We start from the raw sequence: 23574 nt of genomic DNA on the forward strand, positions 1-23574 counted from the left end.
ACTTTTCTCCCGGTTTTTTATCTAATCATTAACCAATCAACAAAAATGGAGTTTATTTTATGAAGATGAATGTTACGGATGTATGTCAAATCTGTTTCGGGACTTTTAATGAAAATGATCATGAAAATCTTCGATGTCATGATAAAGTATTTCTCTCGTGTCATGAGACTCATGCCTTTGGAAGAAAATGCATTGCTCAATGGTTTGACCAATCTAAGAAATGTCCTATTTGTAGATTTGAAGAGCCGTCATTTATTCTTGAGAATATGCCTCCTGCTCGTCCATTGCATGAACGGGTAATCAGAAAAATTTCTCAAATTGCTAATTATACTTTTATTAGTGCTGCTAGCTCTGCTCTTACTGCAGCAACCTTTATTGGTGCCTTCGGCGCTATTAGCCTCGGCACTGGTTTGGCTGGGACTGTTGCTGTTGACTCTGCTTTGGCTGCTGGTGTAAGTACAGCTATTGTAACTGGATCTGCTTTTGGAGCGGGAAATAGCTTGGCTGACTTACGACCTTTCGGGTTGGCAGGTGCGGCTATTGGCTTTGCCTGTTGTCCTGTAGCTTTTGGAAGTTATAGCTACCTTGCTGCTTCTCATTTTGCTGGTTTTACTGTTGGTGCACTCGTTGGCGGAACTTGGCCCTTAACTAATCTACACCCATAAAGAAACGCGAAGACTGGTCACACCCAACAAAGTCGTCATGACTTTTATAACCGCTGATGAAGTGGAGGTCAGGCTCCTGGAAGGACGAATTGACTGTCAGGCAGATTGATTAGTTAAAGTAGAATTGACCCTCGAAGTTGGTCAGTCCACTTAAAGCACTGGATGTGGAATTCTCGATGGGTGTCCAGATATTTGAACAGAGATGGAGTTTATTTTCGATGAATGTTGCGGATGTATGTCAAATCTGTTTCGAGTCTTTTAATGAAAATGATAATGAAGATCTTCGATGTGATGATAAAGTAGTTCTCCCGTGTCATGAGACTCATGTCTTTGGAAGAAAATGCATTGCTCAATGGTTTGACCGATCTAAGAAATGTCCTATTTGTAGGTCTGAAGTGCCGTCATTTATCCTTGAGAGTATGCCTCTTACTCGTTCATTGCGTGAACGGGTAATCAGAAAAGTTTCTCAAATTGCTACTGATGTTTTTATTTGTGCTGCTAGCTCTGCTATCACTTCGGCAATCTTTATTGGTGCCTCCGGCATTATTGACCTTGAGACTGGTGATGTTGAGTCTGCCCTGGCTGCTGGTGTAAGTACAGCCATTGCAACTGGATCTGTTTTTGGAGCGGCAAATAGCCTGGCTGACTTAAAACTTTTCGCGTTTACGGGTGCGGTTATTGGCGTTGCCGGTTGTCCTATAGCTTTTGCAATTTATGGCTACCTTTCTGCTTCTCATTTTGCTGGTTTTGCTACTGGTGCATACGTTTGCGGAGTTTGGTCCAGTATTAGTTCTCATCTGGATCCATAAGGCTCCTGGAATATTGATTTTCAATTCACGCAAACCCCTCACCAGGCTGAGCTTGTTGCAAAAGTAGCGAGAAAAGCACAGCACTTTTTCGACAGCCTTTTTACGTCGGAGGTATGTTCAGGTACAGGCTCAAAATCAGGGTCAGACTGGTCATGACATCCAACACAGTACTCGTGACTTTGGTACCCTCTGATGAAATCGAGGACTGGTTAAAAGGAGCAACAGCGGACGAATCGACTGTCAGGTCGGTCATAGCACCCAACATAGTTGTCATGACTTTTGTACCTGCTGATGAAGTGGATGTATTGTCAAAAGGAGAAACAGAGGACGAATTGACTGTCAGACTGGTCATGGCATCCAACAAAGTCGTCATGACACCTGCTGATGAAGTGGAGGCCTGCCCAGAAGGAGTAACAGAGGACGAATAGACTGTCGGGCAGGCTGATGAGTTAAAGTAGAATTGACCCTCGAAGTTGGCCATTCCAATTAAAGCAGTGGCTGTGGAATTCTCGATGGGTGTCGGGAAATACAGGCAGTCTGATGAGTTAAAGAAGAATTGACCCTCGTAGTTGGTCAGTCCACTTAAAGCACTGGTTGTGGAATTCTCGATGGGTGTCCAGGTATTCAATGCGATATTCACATGCTGGGAAAATGTAAGTGGGCCGGTAGTTGCATTGCCTGGATTCACGAAGCTTTCGCAATTATATGCCCAAACCAGTGGATCTGTGCTTTTAATGCTGTATTCATGCTGCTCTTGTCGCCAGAGTTTGACTGCCTGAAAGTGGTTGCAAGTGAGGGCTAGGTCAACGATTCCTTTGATATCTAAAGCTGTATTTTTTACCCGGATCTGATTGCCCACGAGTACATAAAAAGGAGGTTCTTCACTGGTATCCGAATGACCGACAAGAGAGAAACCAAATTTTTCTTTTTTATATCCCGGCGACACAGTTTCGAACAAAATTTCACCTGCATTGTCAATGTCGATCTCGTTTCCAGAGATATCGATACTGCTTCCCGGTCCAATATGTAACTCAGCCACCCACCCCATCTTGCCCTGGAATTTGTTCCCATAAACACCGATCGCCATGAACCGTTTATTGATGGCGGGAAGTTTAACAAATAGCCCTCCATTGGGAATACAGTCGCGGCGCCATGATTCGATGGTATCACCAGTCACCATGTTATTGGCAAAAATCAGGCTCGGACCCTGGTGCCTAAAATCGACAGATGCATCCAGAGGAAGTCTGCAATCAATTCTAACTCCGTTCTGGCAATTGAGATTGAATACGTTGTCTTCTACAAACAGTCTCCGGTTAATACAACGTACTGTAATAATGCCAATTGGATTGCGGCCATTAGGTGCAGTTGGCTGGAAAGTAATGTGTCTTATACGGCTGTCCATTGTTTCATCGAAACTAAAGTACTTAAGGGACCCGAACGTGATCATATATGAATCTGTATAACTTTCATCAGGCGAGATGACGATTTCGTAACCTTCATTTGGAGCCCCGATGATGTCCTGACCATCCTTCAAAACTATTTCACTGTCAATTAGATACACAACCGGAATTTTACCTGATGAGGGGGTAATAACGGATGGAGAAAGCGTTGCGCCAGAAGCAGTTTCGGAAGAGAGCAATATAACGGTGTTCTTTGGAACCTCATTTATAAACTTACCTAAATTCTCTGAAGAGTTGGTACTGAGAACGATACACTGTCGTCCGCTAACAAGGTCTTTATAATCGTTTAGCCGCTGATGAACCCCTGTCGTCTGACCTTTAAGAGAATCGCATGGTACCCTTAGAGGAGGGCTTGCAGGAGAATAGGTTGTAGGAACATCGGTTGTAGGAGCAGCAGTTGTAGGAACATCGGTTGCAGGAACAGCGGTTGTAGGAACAGCGGTTATAGGAACATCGGTTGTAGGAACAGCGGTTGTAGGAGCAGCGGTTATAGAAACAGCGGTTGTAGGAACATCGGTTATAGGAACAGCGGTTGTAGGAGCAGCGGTTGTAGGAACAGCGGTTGTAGGAACAGCGGTTGTAGGAACAGCGGTTGTAGGAACATCGGTTGAGGCAACAGCGGTTGAGGCAACAGCGGTTGAAGGAACATCGGTTGTAGGAGCACCGGTTGTAGGAACAGCGGTTATAGGAACAGCGGTTATAGGAACATCGGTTGTAGGAGCAGCGGTTGTAGGAACATCGGTTGTAGGAACAGCGGTTATAGGAACATCGGTTGAAGGAACATCGGTTGAAGGAACATCGGTTGTAGGAGCACCGGTTGTAGGAACAGCGGTTATAGGAACATCGGTTGTAGAAACAGCGGTTGTAGGAACAGCGGTTGTAGGAACAGCGGTTGCAGGAGCAGCGGTTGTAGGAACAGCGGTTGTAGGAACAGCGGTTGTAGGAACATCGGTTGTAGGAGCAGCGATTGTAGGAGTAGGAACATCGGTTGTAGGAACAGCGGTTGTAGCAACATCGGTTGAAGGAACAGCGGTTGTAGGAACATCGGTTGTAGGAGCACCGGTTGTAGGCAGACTGGTCATGACATCCAACACAGTGCTCGTGACTTTGGTACCCTCTGATGAAGTCGAGGACTGGTAAAAAGGAGTAACAGAGGACGAATTGACGGTCAGGTTGGTCATAACACCCAACATAGTTGTCATGACTTTTGTACCTGCTGATGAAGTGGAGGCATTGTTAAAAGGAGAAACAGAGGACGAATTGACTGTCAGACTGGTCATAGCATCCAACAAAGTCGTCATGACACCTGCAGATGAAGTGGAGCCCTGCCCAGAAGGAGTAACAGAGGACAAATCGACTGTCAGACTGGTCATGGCACCCAACAGAGTCGTCATGACTTTTGTATCTGCTGATGAAGTGGAGGCCTGCCCGGAAGGAGTAACAGGGGACAAATTGACTGTCAGGCAGACTGATGAGTTAAAGTAGAATTGACCCTCGAGGTTGGTGAGTCCACTTAAAGCACTGGCTGTGGAATTCTCGATGGGTGTCCAGATATTCACAATCTCGGAAAGTGTGGTTGGGCCGACAGTTGCCATGCTTGAATTCGTGAATCTTTCGCAATTACCCACCAATGATAATGGATCTGTGGTTTTAATGCTGTATTCATGCTGCTCTTGTCGCCAGAGTTTGACCGCTTGAAAGTGGTTGCAAGCGAGGGCCAGCTGAACGATTCCTTTGATATCTAAAGCTGTATTTTTTACCCTGATCTGATTGCCCACAAGATTATAAACAGGAGGTTCTTCATTGGTATCCGAATGACCGACAAGAGAGAAACCAAATTTTTCTTTTTTAAATACCGGCGACACAATTTCCCACAAAATCTCACCAGCATTGTCAATGTCAACCATGTTTCTAAAGATATCGATACTGCTTCCCGGTCCAATATGTAACTCAGCCACCCACCCCATATTGCCCTGGAATGTGTTCCCGTTAACAGCAATCCTTTTTGACTGGTTTTTGATGGCGGGAAGTTTAATAAATAGCCCTCCATCGGGAATATAGTCGCCGCCCCATGATTCGATGGTATCAGCAGTAACCCTGTTATTGGTGAACATCAGGGCCGGACCCTGGTGCAAATCATTAACAGATGCATTCAGAGGAAGTCTGCAATCAATTCTAACTCCGGTCTGGCAATTAAGATTGAATACGTTGTTTTCTACAATCAGTCTCCGGTTAATACAACGTGCTGTAATAATAGGACCAATTGGTTTGCGGCCATTAGGTGCAGTTGGCTGGAAAGTAATGTGTCTTATATGGCTGTCTTTTGTTTCATTGAAACTAAAGTAGTTAAAGGACCCAAACTTGATCATATATAAATCTGTATAAGTTGCATCAGGCGAGATGACGATTTCGTAACCTTCATTTGGAGCCCCGATAATGTCCTGACCATCCTTCAAAACTATTTCACTGTCAATTAGATACACAACCGGGATTTTACCTGATGAGGGGGTAATAACGGATGGAGAAAGCGTTGCGCCAGAAGCAGTTTCGGAAGAGAGCAATATAACGGTGTTCTTTGGAACCTCATTTAGCAACTTACTTAAATTCTCTGAAGAGTTGGTACTGAGAACAATGCACTGTCGTCCCCTAACAAGGTTTGAATATTGGTTTAGCCGTTGATAAACCCCTGTCGTCTGACCTTTAAGAGAATCGCATGGTACCCTTAGAGGAGGGCTTGCAGGAGAATAGGTTGTAGGAACATCGGTTGTAGGAACATCGGTTGTAGGAGCACCGGTTGTAGGAACAGCGGTTGTAGGAGCAGCGGTTGTAGGAACAGCGGTTATAGGAACATCGGTTGAAGGAACATCGGTTGTAGGAACATCGGTTGTAGGAACATCGGTTGTAGGAACATCGGTTGTAGGAACATCGGTTGTAGGAACATCGGTTGTAGGAACATCGGTTGTGGGAACAGCGGTTGAAGGAACATCGGTTGTAGGAACAGCGGTTATAGGAACATCGGTTGAAGGAACATCGGTTGTGGGAACAGCGGTTGAAGGAACAGCGGTTGAAGGAACATCGGTTGTAGGAACATCGGTTGAAGGAACATCGGTTGTAGGAACATCGGTTGTAGGAACATCGGTTGTAGGAGCAGCGGTTGTAGCAACAGCGGTTATAGGAACAGCGGTTGTAGGAGCAGCGGTTGTAGGAACAGCGGTTATAGGAACATCGGTTGAAGGAACAGCGGTTGAAGGAACATCGGTTGTAGGAACATCGGTTGTAGGAACATCGGTTGTAGGAACATCGGTTGAAGGAACATCGGTTGTAGGAACATCGGTTGTAGGAGCAGCGGTTGTAGCAACAGCGGTTATAGGAACAGCGGTTGTAGGAACATCGGTTGTAGGAGCATCGGTTGTAGGAGCATCGGTTGTAGGAGCATCGGTTGTAGGAGCATCGGTTGTAGGAACATCGGTTGTAGGAACAGCGGTTATAGGAACAGCGGTTGTAGATTGAGTGGTGATCTGAGCTTGCAGGCTAAGAGTCTTTAAGAGAAATAGAGGAGGGATTAAAAAAGCAAAACAGCGCTGAAAATCAATCATTTCCATGGTTCCTTATAAGACGTCTATAGGGAACCTAGTGTAGTGCATCATTGTGTTTTGAGATTAATCGAAATCGACGGTTCACACGAACCACATTATCCAATGAAACGGAAGAATACCCATCTTGGGGTTTTACGCTCATTCGATAACGTGTTGACCATCCGTGGCGATAGCACGTTGAAAATCACTGAACCAGGAAATGAATAAGTGATTATTTGCTGTCACTCATGAGCCCAGACCCACATTATTCTTCTGCAACACCTGCTCAGCACGATAGCTCGAACGCACCAGGGCACCGGCTACGACTTCAACAAAACCTCTTTCCAGGCCCCACTGACGATACTTCTCAAACTCTTGAGGGGTCACGTAACGCTCAATAGGTAAATGGTTTTTGGTAGGCTGAAGATACTGCCCCAGGGTCAGGATATCGCAATCAATGGCCCTGAGATCATCCATGGTCTCAATTATCTCTTCCTCGGTTTCACCCAGACCCAGCATCAGACTGGTTTTAGTGAGTACGTCTGGACGATATTTTTTGGAGTGGGCCAGAACATTGAGCGTCTGCTCGTAGCTGGCACGCGGGTCACGAACAGGATGTGTCAGTCGTTTAACGGTTTCAACATTTTGGGCAAAAACGGCAATACCACTGTCGACCACCGTTTCAACATCGACCAGAACACCGAGAAAATCCGGTGTCAGTGCTTCAACGTCGGTTTCAGGATTAACTTCCTTTACACGTTTTACGACGGCGGCATAGTGACCGGCACCGCCATCTTCCAGATCATCACGGTTAACAGAGGTCAGAACCAGGTATTTCAGGTTCATCAGTTTTACGCTGTTGGCCGTATGGTCTGGCTCATCTTTATCCAGCCAGCCTTTGGGGTTACCAGTATTCACCGCACAGAAGCGACAGGCACGGGTACAAACATCACCCATCAGCATGATAGTGGCGGTACCCGAACTCCAGCATTCATTAATGTTGGGGCACATGGCTTCTTCACAAACGGTACTCAGCTTGTGCTCATGAACCGTCCCTTTGACTTCTTTGAACTTACTGCCGTACCTGGGCTTGATTCTCAACCACTCCGGCTTGCGCATAAAAGGCTGAACCGCTTCATCGGAGCGATTGCTGGCCTTGATGCCATTCTTGATGGCGGTAATGCCTTTTTCATTGACGAATTTCTCGCCACTCTGAATAGTAACAGCCGGAATCTGGACGGTTGGAATCAGGTTGCTATCGGTCATAGAGTCCCAGTCATGTTGGTCGGTTGTACCGGTTTGTGAAGCCGTTCGTTCACTCACTCGAATTTGAAGAGAGATTGCTCAGGCCTCCTGAACCAGATCAAACTCTGTTGCTTCCTTTACTGTCTGAGCCTCATTATACCCAAGTTCCTCCATAAGGCACTCAAGTAAGCGATTGCTCACTTCATTCCATTGCACAGGATTTTGAAATTCCCTGAGCTGGGCGACCTGCAGATCCTTGTAACCGCAGGGGTTGATACGGGTAAAGGGTTCCAGATCCATATCCAGATTGAAACTCAGTCCATGATAACTTTTCATCTGTCTGAATCGCAGCCCCAGGGCGGCAATTTTTGCTCCATCAATGTAAACGCCGGGAGCGTCAGGTCTGGCACAGGATTCAATACCATAGCTTGACAGTACTTTGATGATGGCACTCTCAATAGCTGACACCACCTGCCTGGGACCACTGCCTGAGCGGCGAACATCCATCAGCAGGTAGACCACCAGCTGACCCGGACCGTGATAAGTGACCTGACCTCCACGGTCCACCTGGACCACAGGAATATCTCCGGGTGCCAGGACATGTTCAGGCTTGCCGGCCTGACCCTGAGTAAAGACAGGGTCGTGCTCGACAAACCAGAACTCATCATCCGTCTGCTCATCTCTGCGTTCGGTGAATGCTTTCATGGCCTCAAAAACAGGCTCATAAGGCTGCCTGCCCAAGTAGCGGATGTTCAGTTTCATCAAAGTACCATTTGCACCCGGCCGGTCGCTTTCAAATCTTCGAAGATCGCTTTCAGCTGAGATTCTCCGGTGGCCCGAATAGTCACCATAACCGAGGTGTATTTGCCAGTTCGACTCTCTTTCAGCCGGAAGTTGCCATCGTAATCCGGTGCATGCTGCTTGACGATAGCGCAGACAACCTTCTGAAAATCGACAGCGGCATTACCCACAATACGGATCTCGTAATCGCAGGGAAATTCAATTTTTGGCGCTTCTTGATCGGTCATTTTTTACACTGATGATAAATGAAATACCTTCAGATTCTGCGAGCCTGAAGGTATGGGCATTTCACTCACTGCTGCCACTGAATGTTCAGGACAGTCCTTTAAAGAACAGCACGATACTATCCCACAGACGTTTGAAGAAGCCACCACGCTCTATCGCAGTCTCTGCTCTGAGAGGGACTTCTTTGATAATTTCATCATCGATAGTCACTTTCAGTGTACCCAGCTGCTGGCCAGCTTCAACAGGGGCTTCAACAATTGGATCAATATTCAGAGTCGCTTTCAGCTTCTTACCCGTATGCCTGGGCACTGTGACAATCAGATCCTTGTCAATGGCGACGTCTACCTGATCTTGTGTGCCTTTCCAGACCTTCACAGTTTCAAGCGTTACGCCACCTTTTTTAACATCAACATTTTCGAAGAAACGGAAACCATAGGTCAGCAGTTTCTGTGCCTCCGCAGCACGCTGCTTCTCACCTCTGGCACCCAGAATAACAGTAATCAGACGACGCCCATCGCGCTTTGCGGTAGCTGCCAGACCAAAACCACTGGCCTCAATGTGCCCTGTTTTCAGACCATCAACATTAGGGTTAGTCCATAACAGACGGTTTCGGTTGGGCTGACGACGCAGTGGCTTACCGGTTTTTTTGTTGGTACCGTATTGATAATACTTCTGAGCATAAAGCTCGTAATACTCAGGGTAATCCTTGACGATATGGCGAGACAGTATCGCAAGATCCCTTGCAGAGGAATAGTGATCAGGCGCAGGCCAGCCCGATGCATTGACAAAATTGGAGTTAATCATCCCCAGTCGCTCGGCGGTACTGTTCATCAGCTCGGCAAAGGCGTCTTCACTGCCGGCAACATGTTCAGCGATGGCGACACTGGCGTCGTTACCGGAGACGATAATAATACCTTTCAACAGCTCCTGTACCGGAACCCGCTCACCCACCTCAATGAACATGGTTGAGCCGCCCATTTTCCAGGCTTTTTCGCTGATCAGCACTTCATCATCACGATGAATATTGCCTGACGCCAGCTCAACCTCGGCAATGTAAGCAGTCATCATTTTGGTCAGGCTGGCAGGGTGAACAGGGTCATCCGCATTCTCGGAGGCCAGAATCTCACCGCTGTCGGCATCCATCAATATAAAACTGTTGGCAGCAATCTTGGGTGCCGCAGGAATCAGGGCAGCGGCTTCAGCATAAACTGCGCCGGTTGCCAGAATAAATAGCATGGACACCCATCCGGCTAACCTTTTCAATCGCTCATGGTTGGCCCGGACAGGATTTAATCGTTTGATCATTATAGAAATTAGCTCTGAAATTCACTGTTGCTGGCCATTATAATGTTACCGACTAAGGAGTTTAAGAGAAGCATTGAAAATAGAATGTAATATGCTCATTGCCTGATCAGTGAAAGTCTGTCAGGCCACACTGGAATATCGGTCTGGCCGACTAAAAAGACTGACTCAAACTACTTCCCGGAAGCCTCAGTAACCTCTTCGTAAATCAGGTAAGGCACGTCAAAATCGCCTTCATCCAGCTTCTCAAGGAGTTCTTCAAGATGCTCAATCGTTTGCACCGGCCCAATCCTGACTCGGTAAAAAGGATCAGGCTCCTCTTCCCCTTTCACCACTCTGATATCACTGCCTATGGTCTCAGCCACCTGTCGACGCAATATCTGGGCATAGTGATAATTCTTCAGCGCAGCCAGTTGTACAAAGAGCAGTTGATTATTACCGCTCCCGCTAACCGCTTCATTGCCTTTGGCGGCAGCAAGAGACCTGACATCTATCCCCTCTACCAACACATCAGTCACTCCTTTCTTAGCGAACCCCAGCTTAACGGCAGCAGCATAAGAGAGGTCTATAATCCGATCGCCGTGGAATGGTCCGCGATCATTGACCCGAAGTACAACCGACTTGCCATTGTGACTGTTAGTGACCTTGACATAGGAAGGCAGGGGCAAAGTCTTGTGTGCCGCAGTCATACCGTAGAGATCGTAAACTTCACCGTTAGCCGTCTGCTTGCCATGAAACTTGGTGCCATACCATGAGGCCTTGCCCTTTTCCTGATAGCCTTTGGCACTCTTCATAGGGGTATAGGTCACATCATTGAGTTCATAGGGAGAATCCTTGAACTGACCATCATGGGTGACAGGAATCGCATCAGGAATCTGACTGACATCCCTTTTCTCAGTGGGAGGCCCGTCCTCAACGGTGACACAACCGTTCAAGAGGAAAAAGGTCAGTCCCACAAGGCTTCCTGCTATAGATCTTGCTCTGATTATCGATTTCATAGGATATGGTGCTTTAACGTTATTCTGCCTGAGATCGGGAGCCTGAAGGAATACCCGCGAGACAAAGAAGAAAACCGCTTTTATGACTCAGGCATAAAAACGGTACCTTCACTGATGAACCGGGAGGCTCAGACTATTCAGACTGCTTTCCTGCTAGTGTCTTCGCAGACTTTGACGCCGATGTTATATAGCCTGTTTTTACATCACTTGCCAGCTGATAAACGGCCATTGCATAAAGCTTGCTGCGGTTGTAAGTCGTAATGACATAAAAATTATGCATCCCCAGCCAGTACTCCGGCCCCTTATCACCTTCAAGCTTGATGGCAGCAGCCTTGGCGGTCTCTGGCAAAAGGGCTTCAGGATGCCAGCCAGAACCTTCCAGCTGCTTCAGGGTTTTTTGCGGTCTGACAGAATCAGACACAGCTTTCTCATATTTGGTTCCGGTAACCTTCGCTTTACTGACAATAGGCTTGCCAGCTTTCCAGCCATTTTCCCGGAGATAGTTAGCAACGCTGGCAATTGCATCTTCTTCATGCTTCCAGATGTTGGACTGACCATCACCGGTATAATCTACCGCATAAGCCCTGTAACTGGAGGGCATAAACTGAGGTATACCCATGGCTCCGGCATAAGAGCCGGTCAGATCTGAAGCATCCAGCTCCTGTTCACGGGTCAGAATCAGAAACTCCTTCAGCTGCTGTGTGAAAAACTTGCTTCGCGGAGGGTAATCAAAACTCAGGGTAGAAAGAGCATCAAGAACCTTAAACCCACCGGTCTGTCGACCATAGTATGTCTCTACTCCGATAATGGCGACTATAACATCTGCAGGCACACCATACTCTTTTTCAACTCTTGAGAGTGTTTTCTCGTGAGCCTCCCAGAAGTCCACGCCAAGGTCTACTCGCTCCGGGGTCATGAAAATTTTCCGGTAGTCTTTCCACTCCAGACGTTTCTCGGCAGGTCTGCTGATCAACTCAAGCACTCTTTCAGACTTGTTTGCCTTACCCAGAATGTCTTGCAGTTCCTTACGGGAAAACTGTTCGTTCTTCACCAGATCATCAATGAACGCCTTCACCTCCGGTTGAAGTGCATAGTCAGGCTGATTATCGACCACCTTTTCAGCACCGGCCGTTACCGATCCTGAAAGAAGACAGCCGCTGAATAATATGCCCGCCGTCATGAGTCGAAATGTCGGCAGTCCTAAAAATTCTTTTACCATTCTTAAGGCCATAAACCCTCCCTGCTACTACTCAAGTGAATGTCGTTAGCTGATATAACTTCATACGGGATAATGTCTACTCTACAGCAGTCATGAAGAGACAACTAGCATACCGGCGCAGTTTAAGTTAAATGTCGTTTTCTCAGTGCAGAAAAACCGATCTAAGGAACTCTCCCGTGAGATTGAAAGGATCTTAAGATATCGCTCCCTGCGGCAGGGACTCACCGGAGAGTCTTCCTGCCTGTCAGAGTCTGATAAGGGAGAAAGAGTTTTGTGAAGGACATTGACCTGACCGGCAATAGTCGTTGCCCGCAGGACGCCCTTAGACTGAAGTGGTCGCATGACGAACATTCCAGACCCTACAAAAAACGGGTCGATTCTCATTATAGCTCATGCAAACAGCATCTAACGTAAAACAGAGCCAGCAAGCCTGCATAATAATCTCCATGCTCATCACGGGAGTTAGAAAGCACAACTGGCATAACTTATGGAAAAAAGCTTTCTCTGTGATTATCGACTTTGCCCCAGAAACGTTTTATGAGTGTGTATCGACATCAACAGACCAAAGCCAGCCATCAGAGTAGCCAGCGAGGTCCCTCCCCGGCTGACCAGAGGCAGAGGTACCCCGACCACGGGGAGCAGGCCGCTCACCATACCAATATTAACGAAGATGTAGACAAAAAACGTCAGTGTAATACTACCTGCGAGCAGTCTGCCAAACAGAGTCTGAGCCTTGAGCGTTATAAACAGGCCTCGACCAATAATCAGTGCGTATAATGCCAGAAGAACCAGACACCCCATCAGGCCGAACTCTTCTGCCAGCACTGCAATAATAAAATCAGTATGACTTTCCGGCAGAAAATCCAGATGCGACTGAGTTCCCAAAAGCCAGCCCTTGCCGTATAGCCCACCCGATCCTATGGCAATTTTTGACTGGATAATATTCCAGCCCGCACCCCAGGGATCACTCTGGGGATTGAGAAAGGTTAATACCCGCTGCTTCTGATAATTGAGCATGACAAAGTGCCAGAAGCCCCAAACAGAAGGAACAGCCAGCATAATGGCAGAAAAAATCAGCCGTTTCCTCAACCCGGCCAGCAATAATATAAACAGACCTGAAGCACCAATCAGCAGGGAGGTCCCCAGGTCGGGCTGCCTGGCAATCAACACGACCGGAATACCAATCAGAATCAGTACCAGCGCAATATCTTTTAGAGAAGGTGGCAACTGTCGTTTCGAAAGATAACTCGCCACCACAATCGGCATAATCAGCTTGATGATTTCTGAGGGCTGAAACCGTATGAAAGGCAATTGAATCCAACGCTGTGCGCCCTTGGAATGAATGCCCAGAAACAGCACAGCGACCAAGAGAATGACACCGCCAACATATATCCATGGTGACAACCGCATCAGCAGTCGGGGTGAAACCTGGGCAATGATGATCATTCCAACAAAACCAATGAGCATATAGACGGCCTGTCGAATAACAATGCTCATATCCTGTCCACTGGCACTGTATAGAACGAACAGACCGGCTCCACAAACAATGACCACAAACCCTGTCAGCATAAAGTCGATATGCAGACGCTCTGACCAGTCCGGTGCCCTGTGAAAGCCCTGTCCTTCATTCAGCTGACGAACAAAATCCTGGCCGGTCATTGTGCGGTCCCCTTGTTTTCAGCACTGGTTTTCTCCTGTTCGGCCCTGGCGAGTTTGGGAAGGAGATAAAAGTCCATCACCTCCCGGGCTATGTTGGCAGCACCATTATTGTTCTCCAATACCACAGCCATCGCTATCTGGGGATCTTCAACAGGCGCAAAGGCCACAAAAAGACTATGGTCCCGCTCGAATTCCTTGAGTTTCTCAGCATCATATTCTTCACCCTGAGGAATACTGACCACTTGGGCAGTACCTGTTTTTCCTGCCATTCGATACTTCAGGCCACGACCAATTCGCCAGTAAGCCGTGCCCCGATTGTAACTGACCACTTTTTCCATAGCATTGATGACCAACCCCCAATGCTGGTCATCCAGCTCAATGTCGTCCCCCCATTCGGGGCTTTGCAATTCCGGAATGTCTTCTTTCACCAGACGAGGCTCAACATGTTTCCCCCGGTTGGCAATCAGGGTAACCAGTTCTGCTAATTGCATGGGAGTCGTCAGCATGTAGCCCTGGCCAATGATGGCAATCACAGTTTCCCCGGGATACCAGGGCTGACCATAAGCGCCTTGTTTCCACTCTGTTGAAGGCAGCAAACCTGCTCTTTCTTCATGAATGTCAATACCGCTACTGCGCCCCATCCCGAACTGGCTGAGAAAATCATGGAGACGGTCAATCCCCATTTTTTCAGCCACCTTGTAGAAAAAAGTATCGTTGGAACGCAGGATTGCCCGATTCAGATCAATCCAGCCGTCACCCTTTCGGTTCCAGTTACGGAAACGGTGCTCACTGCCCGGAAGTTGGAACCAACCTTTGTCATAGATTTTGTCATTCTTATCCACCACGTTATTGTCCAGCAGACCCAGAGCTACCAGAGGCTTGATCGTGGAAGCCGGCGGGTACTCACCCAATGTCGCACGATTATAGAGCGGCTTTTCGATGTCCGTATTCAGATCATTGAAAGTAGCGTAATCGATTCCGGTCACAAACAGATTGGGATCGAACGCCGGATTACTGACCATAGCCATGACACCACCAGTTTTGGGATCCAGAGCCACCACGGACCCCCTTCTTCCCTGCATTGCCTGAATAGCTGCATTTTGCAGATCGGTATCAATAAACAGCTGCAAATCTTTGCCAGGGATGGGATTAACCCGGTTCAGAACCCTGGTCACCCGACCACGGGCATTGACTTCAACTTCCTGGTAGCCCGGCTTACCTAAGAGTACAGGCTCATAAAAACGTTCCAGACCGATCTTACCGACAGTGTATGTGCCGTTATAAAGAGCCGGATCGAGGTTTTTTAACTCACGCTCGTTGATTCGCCCCACATAACCGACACTATGGGCGAAAGCGTCGCTTTCAGGGTATTCACGAACCAGTTCGGCATTAATCTCGACACCCGGCAGGCGAAACTGGTTTACAGCAATCAGCGCAACCTGCTCGTCGTTCAGCCGAAACTTGAGGGGGACCGATTCAAAAGGCCTGCGTCGTTTTATCTGCTGCAGGAAACGATTGCGCTCAGTCTCGGTAACAGTAATTAACCGGGCAATCTCGTCGAGCAGCTGATCAAGATCTTCTACGCGCTCCCGAACAATAGCCAGTGTCTGACTGGAGCGGTTGGTTGCCAGCAATCGGTTATTTCGGTCATAGATCAGTCCCCGAACCGGAGGCACTGTCTGCAAAAGAACACGGTTTTCTTCCGACTGGGTGGCCAGTTCATCGTATTGAACCACCTGCAGATAGAAAAGTCTGGAAATCAGCACCATGACTAAAAGGATCGTGAAGACCAGTGCTAACCAGACTCGAATGCTGACAATCCGTTGCTCTGCTTTGTGGTCCTTTAAGGTATTCACCGGCATCTGTATAACTGTCTATTTATGATAGGGGTGATTCTTGAGGATACTCCAGGCACGATAGACCTGTTCAGCAACAACGACCCTGACCAGGGGGTGAGGTAACGTCAATGGCGATAACGACCATCTGAGATCGGCCCGGGCCATCACACTGGGATGAAGCCCTTCTGGCCCTCCGACCATGAGGCTGACATTACGGCCAGAATGCATCCACCCTCCCATATTGTCTGCCAGTTTATCCGTCGACCAGGGCTTCCCTGTGATTTCCATGGTCACTATCAGGTCACCCTGGCCGACTGTACTCAGCATTTGTCCAGCTTCTTTTTCCTGCAGGCGACTGATGTCAGCCCCCTTGCCGCGCCGGTTCAACGGAATCTCAATCAGATCCAGTTTGAGGTCAGAACCCAGGCGACGACTGTATTCCCTGTAGCCCTCATCAACCCAGGGTGGCATTTTCGAGCCAACGGAGATCAGACGAACACGCATCAGGACTGCTCTGTAGCCCGCTGCTCCTCGCTGGCCTCCCAGAGGCGTTCAAGATCATAGAATGCACGGGTAGCTGGCATCATAACATGCACTACAACGTCACCCATGTCGACCAAAACCCATTCGGATTTCTCCTGACCTTCTGTACCCAGTGGACGAACACCATTTTGCTTGCACTTATCGATTACATTGTCTGCTACAGACTTCACATGACGGTTGGAAGTACCGCTGGCGATAATCATGTAATCGGTCACGCTGGTCAGCCCGGAAACATCAAGAGAGGTAATGTCGTTACCTTTCATTTCTTCAATAGCATCAATGACCAGTTGCTTCAGTTGTTCAGATTGCATATATCTCTTTAGAACTCGATAAAAAACCAAAAGCCTGACCATGAATTGTACAGGCTTTTGTCATAATTGTTTGCTGATTAAGTACCTAAGTACCTAACCAGTGATTATTATGTACCATAATTAACCGCCACCTTGAGTGATGGCAATTCGTTATTTCCGGATATGACCATCGCCTAATACTACATATTTCCGGGATGTCAGCCCCTCCAGCCCCACAGGACCACGGGCATGAATTTTGTCCGTTGAAATACCAATCTCAGCACCCAGCCCATACTCAAAGCCGTCCGCAAACCGGGTAGAGGCATTGATCATAACAGAGCTGGAGTCTACTTCTCTCAGGAAGTCCCGGCCCCGGGTATAACTCTCGGTGATGATCGCATCGGTATGATGAGAGCCATAGCGATTAATATGCTCGATAGCTTCATTCATATCAGCGACCAACTTAATGGATAGCACCGGTGCCAGATACTCTGTCTGCCAGTCTTCTTCGGTGGCGGCCAAAGCATCCGGAACCTCGTCACAAACCTCTGCACAGCCTCTGAGCTCAACCCCCAATTTCCGCAAGCGCTGAGCCAGTTCCGGCAGTATATCGACCGCAACAGCCCTGTTTATCAGCAGGGTCTCCATAGCATTGCATACACCATAGCGGTGGGTTTTGGCATTCACAGCAATGGCCAGTGCTTTCTCCCGATCTGCCAGATCATCAATATAAACATGGCAAATGCCATCCAGATGTTTGATAACAGGGACCCTGGCATCACGACTGATACGTTCGATCAGACCTTTGCCCCCCCTTGGAACGATGACATCTACATATTCGGGCATACTGATCAGAGTTCCCACTGCTTCACGGTCAGTGGTCTCTACCACCTGAACCGCTGCTTCTGGCAAGCCAGCCGATACCAGGCCCTTCTGAATGCATTGGGCAATCGCCTTGTTAGAAGCAATTGACTCACTGCCTCCACGCAGAATCACAGCATTACCGGATTTCAGACAGAGACTGGCAGCCTCAATGGTTACGTTGGGTCGAGACTCATAGATAATGCCTATAACCCCCAAAGGGACTCGCATTTTACCCACCTGAATACCACTGGGTACATATTTGAGGTCATCAATCGTACCCACTGGATCAGGCAACGAAGCCACCTGATTCAGGTTCTCGATCATGGTATCAATGCGGGCATCTGTCAGTTCCAGGCGATCCAGCAATGCTGCATCCAGCCCTCGCCCCCGCCCGTTTTCCAGGTCCACAGCGTTAGCTTCACGCAGTAGCGGTCGAGTTGCTTCCAGCTCAGTGGCGATCGCCAGCAGAGCTCTGTTTTTCAGGCCAGTATCCGCTTTGGCTACTTGTGCACTGGCTTCCCGGGCCTTTTTGCCCAGTTCATGCATGTACTCTGTTACCTGTTCAGTCACTGCGTGCTCCTTGTTCAGCCGGGCATTATAACCTGCCGACGGTTATACAGGAATGCTGCTATGCCTGCATAGTTCCTCTGGACAGCAAAGTACCTCTGGACAGCAAAGTACCCCTGGACAGCAAACTTTCTGAATTTTACCCAGCGTCGCCCGATAGCATAGCCTTTGCTGCTAAGTGCGATCGAAGCAGCTTTAATCCTGAATGCAAATTGATTGGAATCAGGATGCTACGTGATCCCATAGCCTGAGGTGTGGGAAAAGCAGAGTTGTGAAGCTCTCCCAACGAGTTGTCGCAGTGCAAATGTCTGCTATCTTGATGGCTTCAGACAGAGGGAGTATGAAGTATCAAAACTATTCTCATATTATTTGCACTATTTATACAGCCTGCTTTACCAGATACAGTCTTATGTGAACTGAGGGTCTTTCATCAAGTGAGGGAAAAACACTATATCCTTCGACATATTCAGAAAGAAACGGGTAAATATCTATGGACCCGGTCATATCCCGATGGCCGACACTATTGCATACCATCGTATGTTTCCCCCTTGATCGGAGGTTATATTTTTGTATGTTTCGATGATAACTGCATTTATTATGAAGTCCTCTCGCATAATTGCCCGACCGAAGGCTCATATTCTCCTCCTGCTCACCCATCATTTGGTTGCCATTTAAGAGATGGAGCGAGGGGAGTCAGGCAATCGGCATTGTAAACTCAAAAATAGTGCCGCCCTCAGGGTGACGATTGAACGTCAGTCGTCCACCATGTGATTGAATAATCGAGTGGCAAACGGTCAGACCGATCCCCATACCATCTGACTTGGTGGTGTAGAAAGGCGTGAACAGTTTTTCTTCTGCATCAGCAGCCAGTCCATAACCCCGGTCAATGACGGATACCTTGACGAACCGATCATCGATCTGCTCTGCCTTAACCCAGACACCTATGTCCCGGGTGTCCTGATCTCTCATGGCTTCCATACCATTGCGAATCAGGTTCAAAGCCACCTGCTGAATCTGCACCGGGTCCACTTTCACCTCAGGCAGGTTCTGAGCCACCTCAGTATGAATTTCCATACTGTTATTTCGAGCATCCACCTCAGCCAGCTTGACGGTATCGCTAATCAGCTTGATCGGATCGACACAACCCAGAACGTGATCAGGCTTTTTAACAAATGAGCGAATGCGGGCAATGATCTCACCGGCACGACGGGCCTGAATATTAATTTTGTCCATAGCCTCATAAAGCGAATCGTAAACATCGTCGTCTTTATGTTCCAGCCTGACCATCATGCGCTTGGCTACCTGAGCGTAGTTGGAAATTGCGGTCAGAGGCTGGTTCACTTCATGGGCAAAACCTGCGGCCATCTCTCCCATGATACTCAAACGGGAAACATGGGTCAGTTTTTCCTTCTGGGTCTCCAGTTCGTCCAGAGCCTTCTGCAACGCTGCCTGTCCACGCTTTTTGCTGCTGATGTCAGTAAAGACCACCACTGCACCGCTGGGCTGTCCCTCTTCCATAATGGGAGTGCATGAATAACTGACCGGGAATGATGAGCCCTCTTTATGCCAGAAGAGTGCATCGTCCACCCTTATGCTGACCCCTTTACTCAATGCCTCCTGAATAGGAGCCAGATGCAGACTGCGTGCTTCCTCTCCGGCTTCATCCAGCATCAGTTCAATCAGGCTACGACCGATGAGGGTGTCCATGGGCCAGCCCGTCATAATGGAAGCGGCTGCATTGGCAAAGGTGATTCGCCCCCTGCTGTCCAGCCCAAAGATACCTTCGTTCATGCTTTCCAGAATACGGGCCTTGTCAGCTTCAAGCTGTCGATTGCGGGCAGAAAGCGCCTGCTCCAGTCGATGTATCTTGAGCTGGGTTTCTACCCGGGCAATCACTTCTTCGGCCTGAAAAGGTTTGGAGATAAAGTCAACGGCACCCGTTTCCAAACCTCGAACCTTGTCCTTGGTGTCATCAAGGGCTGATAGAAAAATCACGGTAATATTGCTGGTAGCCGGATCTTCTTTCAGCTGACGGCACACTTCATAGCCGTCCATGCCTGGCATCATGATATCCAGCAAAACCAGCGCTGGCTTGGCCTTGTGAGCAATCCTCACAGCACTTTCACCGTTTTTCGCAATAAGAAGCTTGTAGCCTCGTCCACTGAGGGTCTGCAGCAGCACCTGCAAGTTGGTAGGGTTGTCATCCACCAGGAGAATGCGTTCTACATCATCAACCGTTTCCGGAGGAGTGTCTGCCACGTACATAGTTTTCGCCAATTCGTTAGTCACAGCTGGAAAAAGCATAGTCGAAGAAGTGCGCCATTCTGACAGAATTTGCCCTGCAGGGCATGGGATCTTTACATACTTAACGATGTGTTTTTTTGCGTTTTTACGGCGCTCAACCAGGAGACCGACAGAGAATAGCGCGTCCGGGCGACCCCCTAGGAGCCTAAGTTCGATAAGCCCCCGGGGCCTTGATAGGTATCAGTCCGTCAGCTTCTCCTGATAATCACATTTATTCACTTTATCTGCTGCAGGAATGAGTTCACCATCCTCGTCGAGATCAGCAGGCTTGCGTTTTCGATCTCTTCTGTTGTGATCCGACAGGTCTTGAGGTTTTTTGCGGACTATCACGGACGCTCGTTGCTGGCCATCCTCGATTACGCCTGGGTTAGGGTCTTGTTGCTTCTTGTGGGCACTTCTTTTGTGAGACCACAGGCTTTGAGCATTCTTATAGACTTTCCCGCATGGCTGCTGCTGACCATCAGCGCAGACCACAGTCACGTCACAGTTTTTCTGTCCGGTGTGGCATTTATTTTTGTGACTCGTCAGGGCTATCGCACTCTTAAAGACCTTCCTGCATGACTGCTGCTGGCCATCCTCCCCGGTCACGGTTGAGTCACAGATTTTTTCGCCGCTGTGGCATGTGCTTTTGTGTATCGACAGAGCTTTAGCATTCTTGCTGAGCTGCCCGCATAGCCGCTGCTGACCATCCTCTCCGACCAGGATCAATGCACAGATTCGCTGCTCGCTGTGGCATTTGCTTTTGTGATATATAAGGGCCCTGTGATTCTTGCAGAACGTCCCGCATGGCCGCAGCTGACCATCCTCCCCGAACACAATCAACTCACAGACTTGCCCGCTGTGGTAGTTTCTTTTATGGTCTGACAGAGCTCCGGCACTCTTACAGACCTTCCCGCATCGTCGCTGCCCGTCATCCTCCTCAAACATGATTATCTCACAAGTTTTTTGCCCGGAGTGTTTTCCTCTTTTATGGTTCACCAAGGCTCTGGCATTGTTGCAGAGCTTCCCGCATGGCCGCTGCCGACCATCCTCCCCGACCACGAGCACTTCACAGGTTTGTTGCCCGCTGTGGTAACTTCTTTTGTGCTTTGACACGGCTACAGCATTCTTGCAGTGATTGCTGCATGGCCGCAACTGACCCTCCTCCCCGACCACGACCACTTTACAGGCTCGTTTTCTGGAGTGTTCTTGTCTTTTGTGATACTTCAGTTTTTTTGTATTTGTGAAGAGCCTCCCACATGACCGCTGCTGGCCGTCCTCCGCAACCACAACCACATCACAGGTTCGTTCCCCGGAGTGTTCTTCTCTTTTGTGATATTCCAGGCAGTTAGTATTCATGAAGAGCTTCCCGCATGGCCGCTGCTGACCGTCCTCCCCGAATACGATCACTTCACAGTTTTTTTGCCCTTTGTGGTATTTACTTTTGTGATCCGACAGGGCGCCAGCATTCTTGCAAATCTTTCCGCATCGCCGCTGCTGGCCGTCCTCCCCGACTTCGATCTGATCACAGGTTTTTTGCCCGGTGTGGAATGTGCGTTTGTGATTCACCAGGGATCCAGCATTCTTGTAGACCATCCCGCATGGCCCCTGCTGGCCGTCCTCCCTCATTACGGTCAAGTCACAGACTTTTGGCCCGGTGTGGCATCGTCTTTTGTGACTCGACAGGCTTATGGCATTCTTAAAGACCTTACCACATGGCTGCTGCTCGCCGCCCTTCAGGACCACGGTCAACTCACAGATTTTTTGACCACTGTCGGCTTTAGCTTGTAGTGCGCCTGTCAGGGAAAGATGAGCTTGACTTTGATCCAACTGGGATGACTTAAAGGTGGTTTGCTGTGTTTCTGAAGAATTAAGCGTAAAGGCAAGTTCGTGTTCTCCAAGAAGACGCTGCAGATCAAGTGACCCATTAGTGGCCGTTAAATCATCGGCAATGGAAGACAAATACCCGAGCATTTGCACATCATCATCGAGTGACTCAGTAGCGTCAATGGCATTCTGGATTAAGTCTGCAAAATGACCATCAATGTCATCAAATTGTGGATCAGAATCGAATGGAAACTGAATGTCAGAAAAATCATTGAATGTTCTGAAAAGAGGGTTTTGACGGGACTCCATAGCTTTTGCAGGATCAAAATGCCCCATGCAACCTGAGCAGTGTCCGGTAGCCAAGTGAGGGCATGAGCTTTTCAGGGTATTCAGGGGCCATTCAGCAGGCTCACTGCTACCAGATAAGGGGTGCAATTGACAAAAGCCATAACAGGGATGGACGAAACAATTTAAACCCAAGGTGTGCAGGTGTTGCTGGTCGCCTCCGTTTCCGCCGTTATAGTCATTATTCAGAGGGCTGATAAAAGAGCTCATAAGTGGCAGAGTGGCTTTTGGGGCTGGCTGGCTGGATGATTCTGACGACTGATATTGCGGTGAGTTCTCTCCGGAGCCAAACGCTGCAGTGATGGTTGCAAACCGGTGATCACCCTCTGTCATTACAGATGTCACCTGTTGTTCAATCATGCCAAACAGTCGTGTATCGGGATTCCAATAGTTTTTTAAAAACCAGGCAACAGCGACAAGCACTTCTGAAGGAAGCGATAAATAAGGAGTGGTGATTCTGGTTGCCACTTTTGTGGTCACGCTCATTTCGTAAGCAATAAGCAGATTTGTAGCGTAAAGCCATTGCCACGAAATCGACTCAATGATGGTTTTTTCTATTCCACAACCAGGTGACCTATTTCGCTTTTTACAAGGCGGCAAATATGATTGTCCGTAGTCGTTTATATGGGCAATATCTGATGGGTTGCCCGACAACGTATGCCAGTCAGATTTTATAGAAAAGTTTTGTTTTGGGGAACCTGCATTCTGTTCAAGCTCGACAATAAAACGTCTTGTCAACGATCCGGCCTGACAGATGACAGACAACGACAGCAGCAGTAACAGCAGTGCCACAAAGAGTGAGTGTTTAATAATTCTATCCTTGCATTCCGGTTTACAGAGAGGAAGGATAGATCAAGAAAACAAGCCTGTTTTCTGTCAAAACGCTCAAAAATCATACTCCTGGCGGCAGAAGGTAAAACTGATAATGCCACTCGTTGGAGTACTCGTTCTATGACTGCTGTCAGCGATGGCGGTGAAGCCAGCGTTCGACCAATCTGGAAGGCAAATGACCTCTTGAAGAGACGTTCAAAGTCTCTTTCTTACCTGATCAACTTGTCA

General features: G+C 48.3%; 16 protein-coding genes. 2 read left to right on the top strand and 14 right to left on the bottom strand.

Annotated elements, in window-relative coordinates; translation table 11 throughout:
* Positions 1–59 precede the first annotated feature (59 nt).
* Both ACO6V5_RS13835 and ACO6V5_RS13840 read left to right on the top strand, forming a co-directional pair.
* On the top strand, positions 60–665 hold the full coding sequence (locus ACO6V5_RS13835; RefSeq protein ID WP_422411306.1) for an RING finger domain-containing protein: 606 nt from the start codon (positions 60–62) through the stop codon (positions 663–665).
* A gap of 218 nt (positions 666–883) precedes the next feature.
* Entirely contained in the window at positions 884–1474 is a 591-nt protein-coding gene (locus ACO6V5_RS13840; protein ID WP_422132490.1) for an RING finger domain-containing protein, read from the top strand.
* A gap of 4160 nt (positions 1475–5634) precedes the next feature.
* Here the strand turns inward: ACO6V5_RS13840 and ACO6V5_RS13845 are convergent.
* The 14 genes from ACO6V5_RS13845 to ACO6V5_RS13910 all read right to left on the bottom strand — a co-directional run bounded on the left by ACO6V5_RS13845 (position 5635) and on the right by ACO6V5_RS13910 (position 23307).
* Positions 5635–6441, bottom strand: a complete 807-nt coding sequence (locus tag ACO6V5_RS13845; protein WP_422411329.1) for a Cys-every-fifth RiPP peptide CefA — start codon at positions 6439–6441, stop codon at positions 5635–5637.
* A gap of 314 nt (positions 6442–6755) precedes the next feature.
* Complete coding sequence (gene lipA / locus ACO6V5_RS13850) at positions 6756–7775, bottom strand: lipoyl synthase (protein ID WP_422137073.1); 1020 nt, start codon at positions 7773–7775, stop codon at positions 6756–6758.
* 78 nt (positions 7776–7853) lie between these two features.
* On the bottom strand, positions 7854–8516 hold the full coding sequence (lipB, locus tag ACO6V5_RS13855) for a lipoyl(octanoyl) transferase LipB (RefSeq protein WP_422132488.1): 663 nt from the start codon (positions 8514–8516) through the stop codon (positions 7854–7856).
* Entirely contained in the window at positions 8516–8782 is a 267-nt protein-coding gene (locus ACO6V5_RS13860; protein WP_422132487.1) for an HP0495 family protein, read from the bottom strand. Before ACO6V5_RS13860 ends, lipB begins: the two co-directional genes overlap by 1 nt.
* Positions 8783–8867: 85 nt before the next feature.
* Positions 8868–10085: a D-alanyl-D-alanine carboxypeptidase family protein gene (locus ACO6V5_RS13865; protein WP_422411309.1), complete on the bottom strand. Its 1218-nt coding sequence runs from the start codon at positions 10083–10085 to the stop codon at positions 8868–8870.
* Positions 10086–10255: 170 nt separating this feature from the next.
* Positions 10256–11038: a septal ring lytic transglycosylase RlpA family protein gene (locus ACO6V5_RS13870; protein WP_422132485.1), complete on the bottom strand. Its 783-nt coding sequence runs from the start codon at positions 11036–11038 to the stop codon at positions 10256–10258.
* Positions 11039–11213: 175 nt separating this feature from the next.
* Positions 11214–12311 (bottom strand): lytic murein transglycosylase B, encoded by a 1098-nt coding sequence (gene mltB / locus ACO6V5_RS13875; RefSeq protein WP_422411311.1) that lies wholly within the window; start codon positions 12309–12311, stop codon positions 11214–11216.
* 498 nt (positions 12312–12809) lie between these two features.
* Entirely contained in the window at positions 12810–13958 is a 1149-nt protein-coding gene (gene rodA / locus ACO6V5_RS13880) for a rod shape-determining protein RodA (protein WP_422132483.1), read from the bottom strand.
* Positions 13955–15820: a penicillin-binding protein 2 gene (gene mrdA / locus ACO6V5_RS13885; RefSeq protein ID WP_422411314.1), complete on the bottom strand. Its 1866-nt coding sequence runs from the start codon at positions 15818–15820 to the stop codon at positions 13955–13957. Before mrdA ends, rodA begins: the two co-directional genes overlap by 4 nt.
* 12 nt (positions 15821–15832) lie before the next feature.
* Positions 15833–16300: a 23S rRNA (pseudouridine(1915)-N(3))-methyltransferase RlmH gene (gene rlmH / locus ACO6V5_RS13890; protein WP_422132481.1), complete on the bottom strand. Its 468-nt coding sequence runs from the start codon at positions 16298–16300 to the stop codon at positions 15833–15835.
* Positions 16300–16650 (bottom strand): ribosome silencing factor, encoded by a 351-nt coding sequence (gene rsfS / locus ACO6V5_RS13895; protein ID WP_422137175.1) that lies wholly within the window; start codon positions 16648–16650, stop codon positions 16300–16302. The genes rlmH and rsfS overlap by 1 nt, the downstream gene beginning before the upstream one ends.
* A gap of 150 nt (positions 16651–16800) precedes the next feature.
* Positions 16801–18063 (bottom strand): glutamate-5-semialdehyde dehydrogenase, encoded by a 1263-nt coding sequence (locus ACO6V5_RS13900; protein WP_422411317.1) that lies wholly within the window; start codon positions 18061–18063, stop codon positions 16801–16803.
* Positions 18064–18753: 690 nt separating this feature from the next.
* On the bottom strand, positions 18754–20364 hold the full coding sequence (locus ACO6V5_RS13905; RefSeq protein WP_422132478.1) for a response regulator: 1611 nt from the start codon (positions 20362–20364) through the stop codon (positions 18754–18756).
* Positions 20365–20544: 180 nt separating this feature from the next.
* On the bottom strand, positions 20545–23307 hold the full coding sequence (locus ACO6V5_RS13910) for a hypothetical protein (RefSeq protein ID WP_422411321.1): 2763 nt from the start codon (positions 23305–23307) through the stop codon (positions 20545–20547).
* Between the last annotated feature and the right edge of the window lie 267 nt (positions 23308–23574).

It is taken from the genome of Endozoicomonas sp. ALD068 (genome assembly GCF_049310145.1).
Taxonomy (GTDB): domain Bacteria; phylum Pseudomonadota; class Gammaproteobacteria; order Pseudomonadales; family Endozoicomonadaceae; genus Endozoicomonas_A.

What these genes read in the sequence shown, in the direction of transcription:
- lipA (WP_422137073.1), bottom strand. Translation starts at nt 7,775, where the DNA reads ATGACCGATAGCAACCTGATTCCAACCGTCCAGATTCCGGCTGTTACT.
- mltB (WP_422411311.1), bottom strand. Translation starts at nt 12,311, where the DNA reads ATGGCCTTAAGAATGGTAAAAGAATTTTTAGGACTGCCGACATTTCGA.
- ACO6V5_RS13835 (WP_422411306.1), top strand. Translation starts at nt 60, where the DNA reads ATGAAGATGAATGTTACGGATGTATGTCAAATCTGTTTCGGGACTTTT.
- ACO6V5_RS13905 (WP_422132478.1), bottom strand. Translation starts at nt 20,364, where the DNA reads ATGCTTTTTCCAGCTGTGACTAACGAATTGGCGAAAACTATGTACGTG.
- ACO6V5_RS13860 (WP_422132487.1), bottom strand. Translation starts at nt 8,782, where the DNA reads ATGACCGATCAAGAAGCGCCAAAAATTGAATTTCCCTGCGATTACGAG.
- ACO6V5_RS13865 (WP_422411309.1), bottom strand. Translation starts at nt 10,085, where the DNA reads ATGATCAAACGATTAAATCCTGTCCGGGCCAACCATGAGCGATTGAAA.
- rodA (WP_422132483.1), bottom strand. Translation starts at nt 13,958, where the DNA reads ATGACCGGCCAGGATTTTGTTCGTCAGCTGAATGAAGGACAGGGCTTT.
- rsfS (WP_422137175.1), bottom strand. Translation starts at nt 16,650, where the DNA reads ATGCAATCTGAACAACTGAAGCAACTGGTCATTGATGCTATTGAAGAA.
- ACO6V5_RS13840 (WP_422132490.1), top strand. Translation starts at nt 884, where the DNA reads ATGAATGTTGCGGATGTATGTCAAATCTGTTTCGAGTCTTTTAATGAA.
- rlmH (WP_422132481.1), bottom strand. Translation starts at nt 16,300, where the DNA reads ATGCGTGTTCGTCTGATCTCCGTTGGCTCGAAAATGCCACCCTGGGTT.
- lipB (WP_422132488.1), bottom strand. Translation starts at nt 8,516, where the DNA reads ATGAAACTGAACATCCGCTACTTGGGCAGGCAGCCTTATGAGCCTGTT.
- mrdA (WP_422411314.1), bottom strand. Translation starts at nt 15,820, where the DNA reads ATGCCGGTGAATACCTTAAAGGACCACAAAGCAGAGCAACGGATTGTC.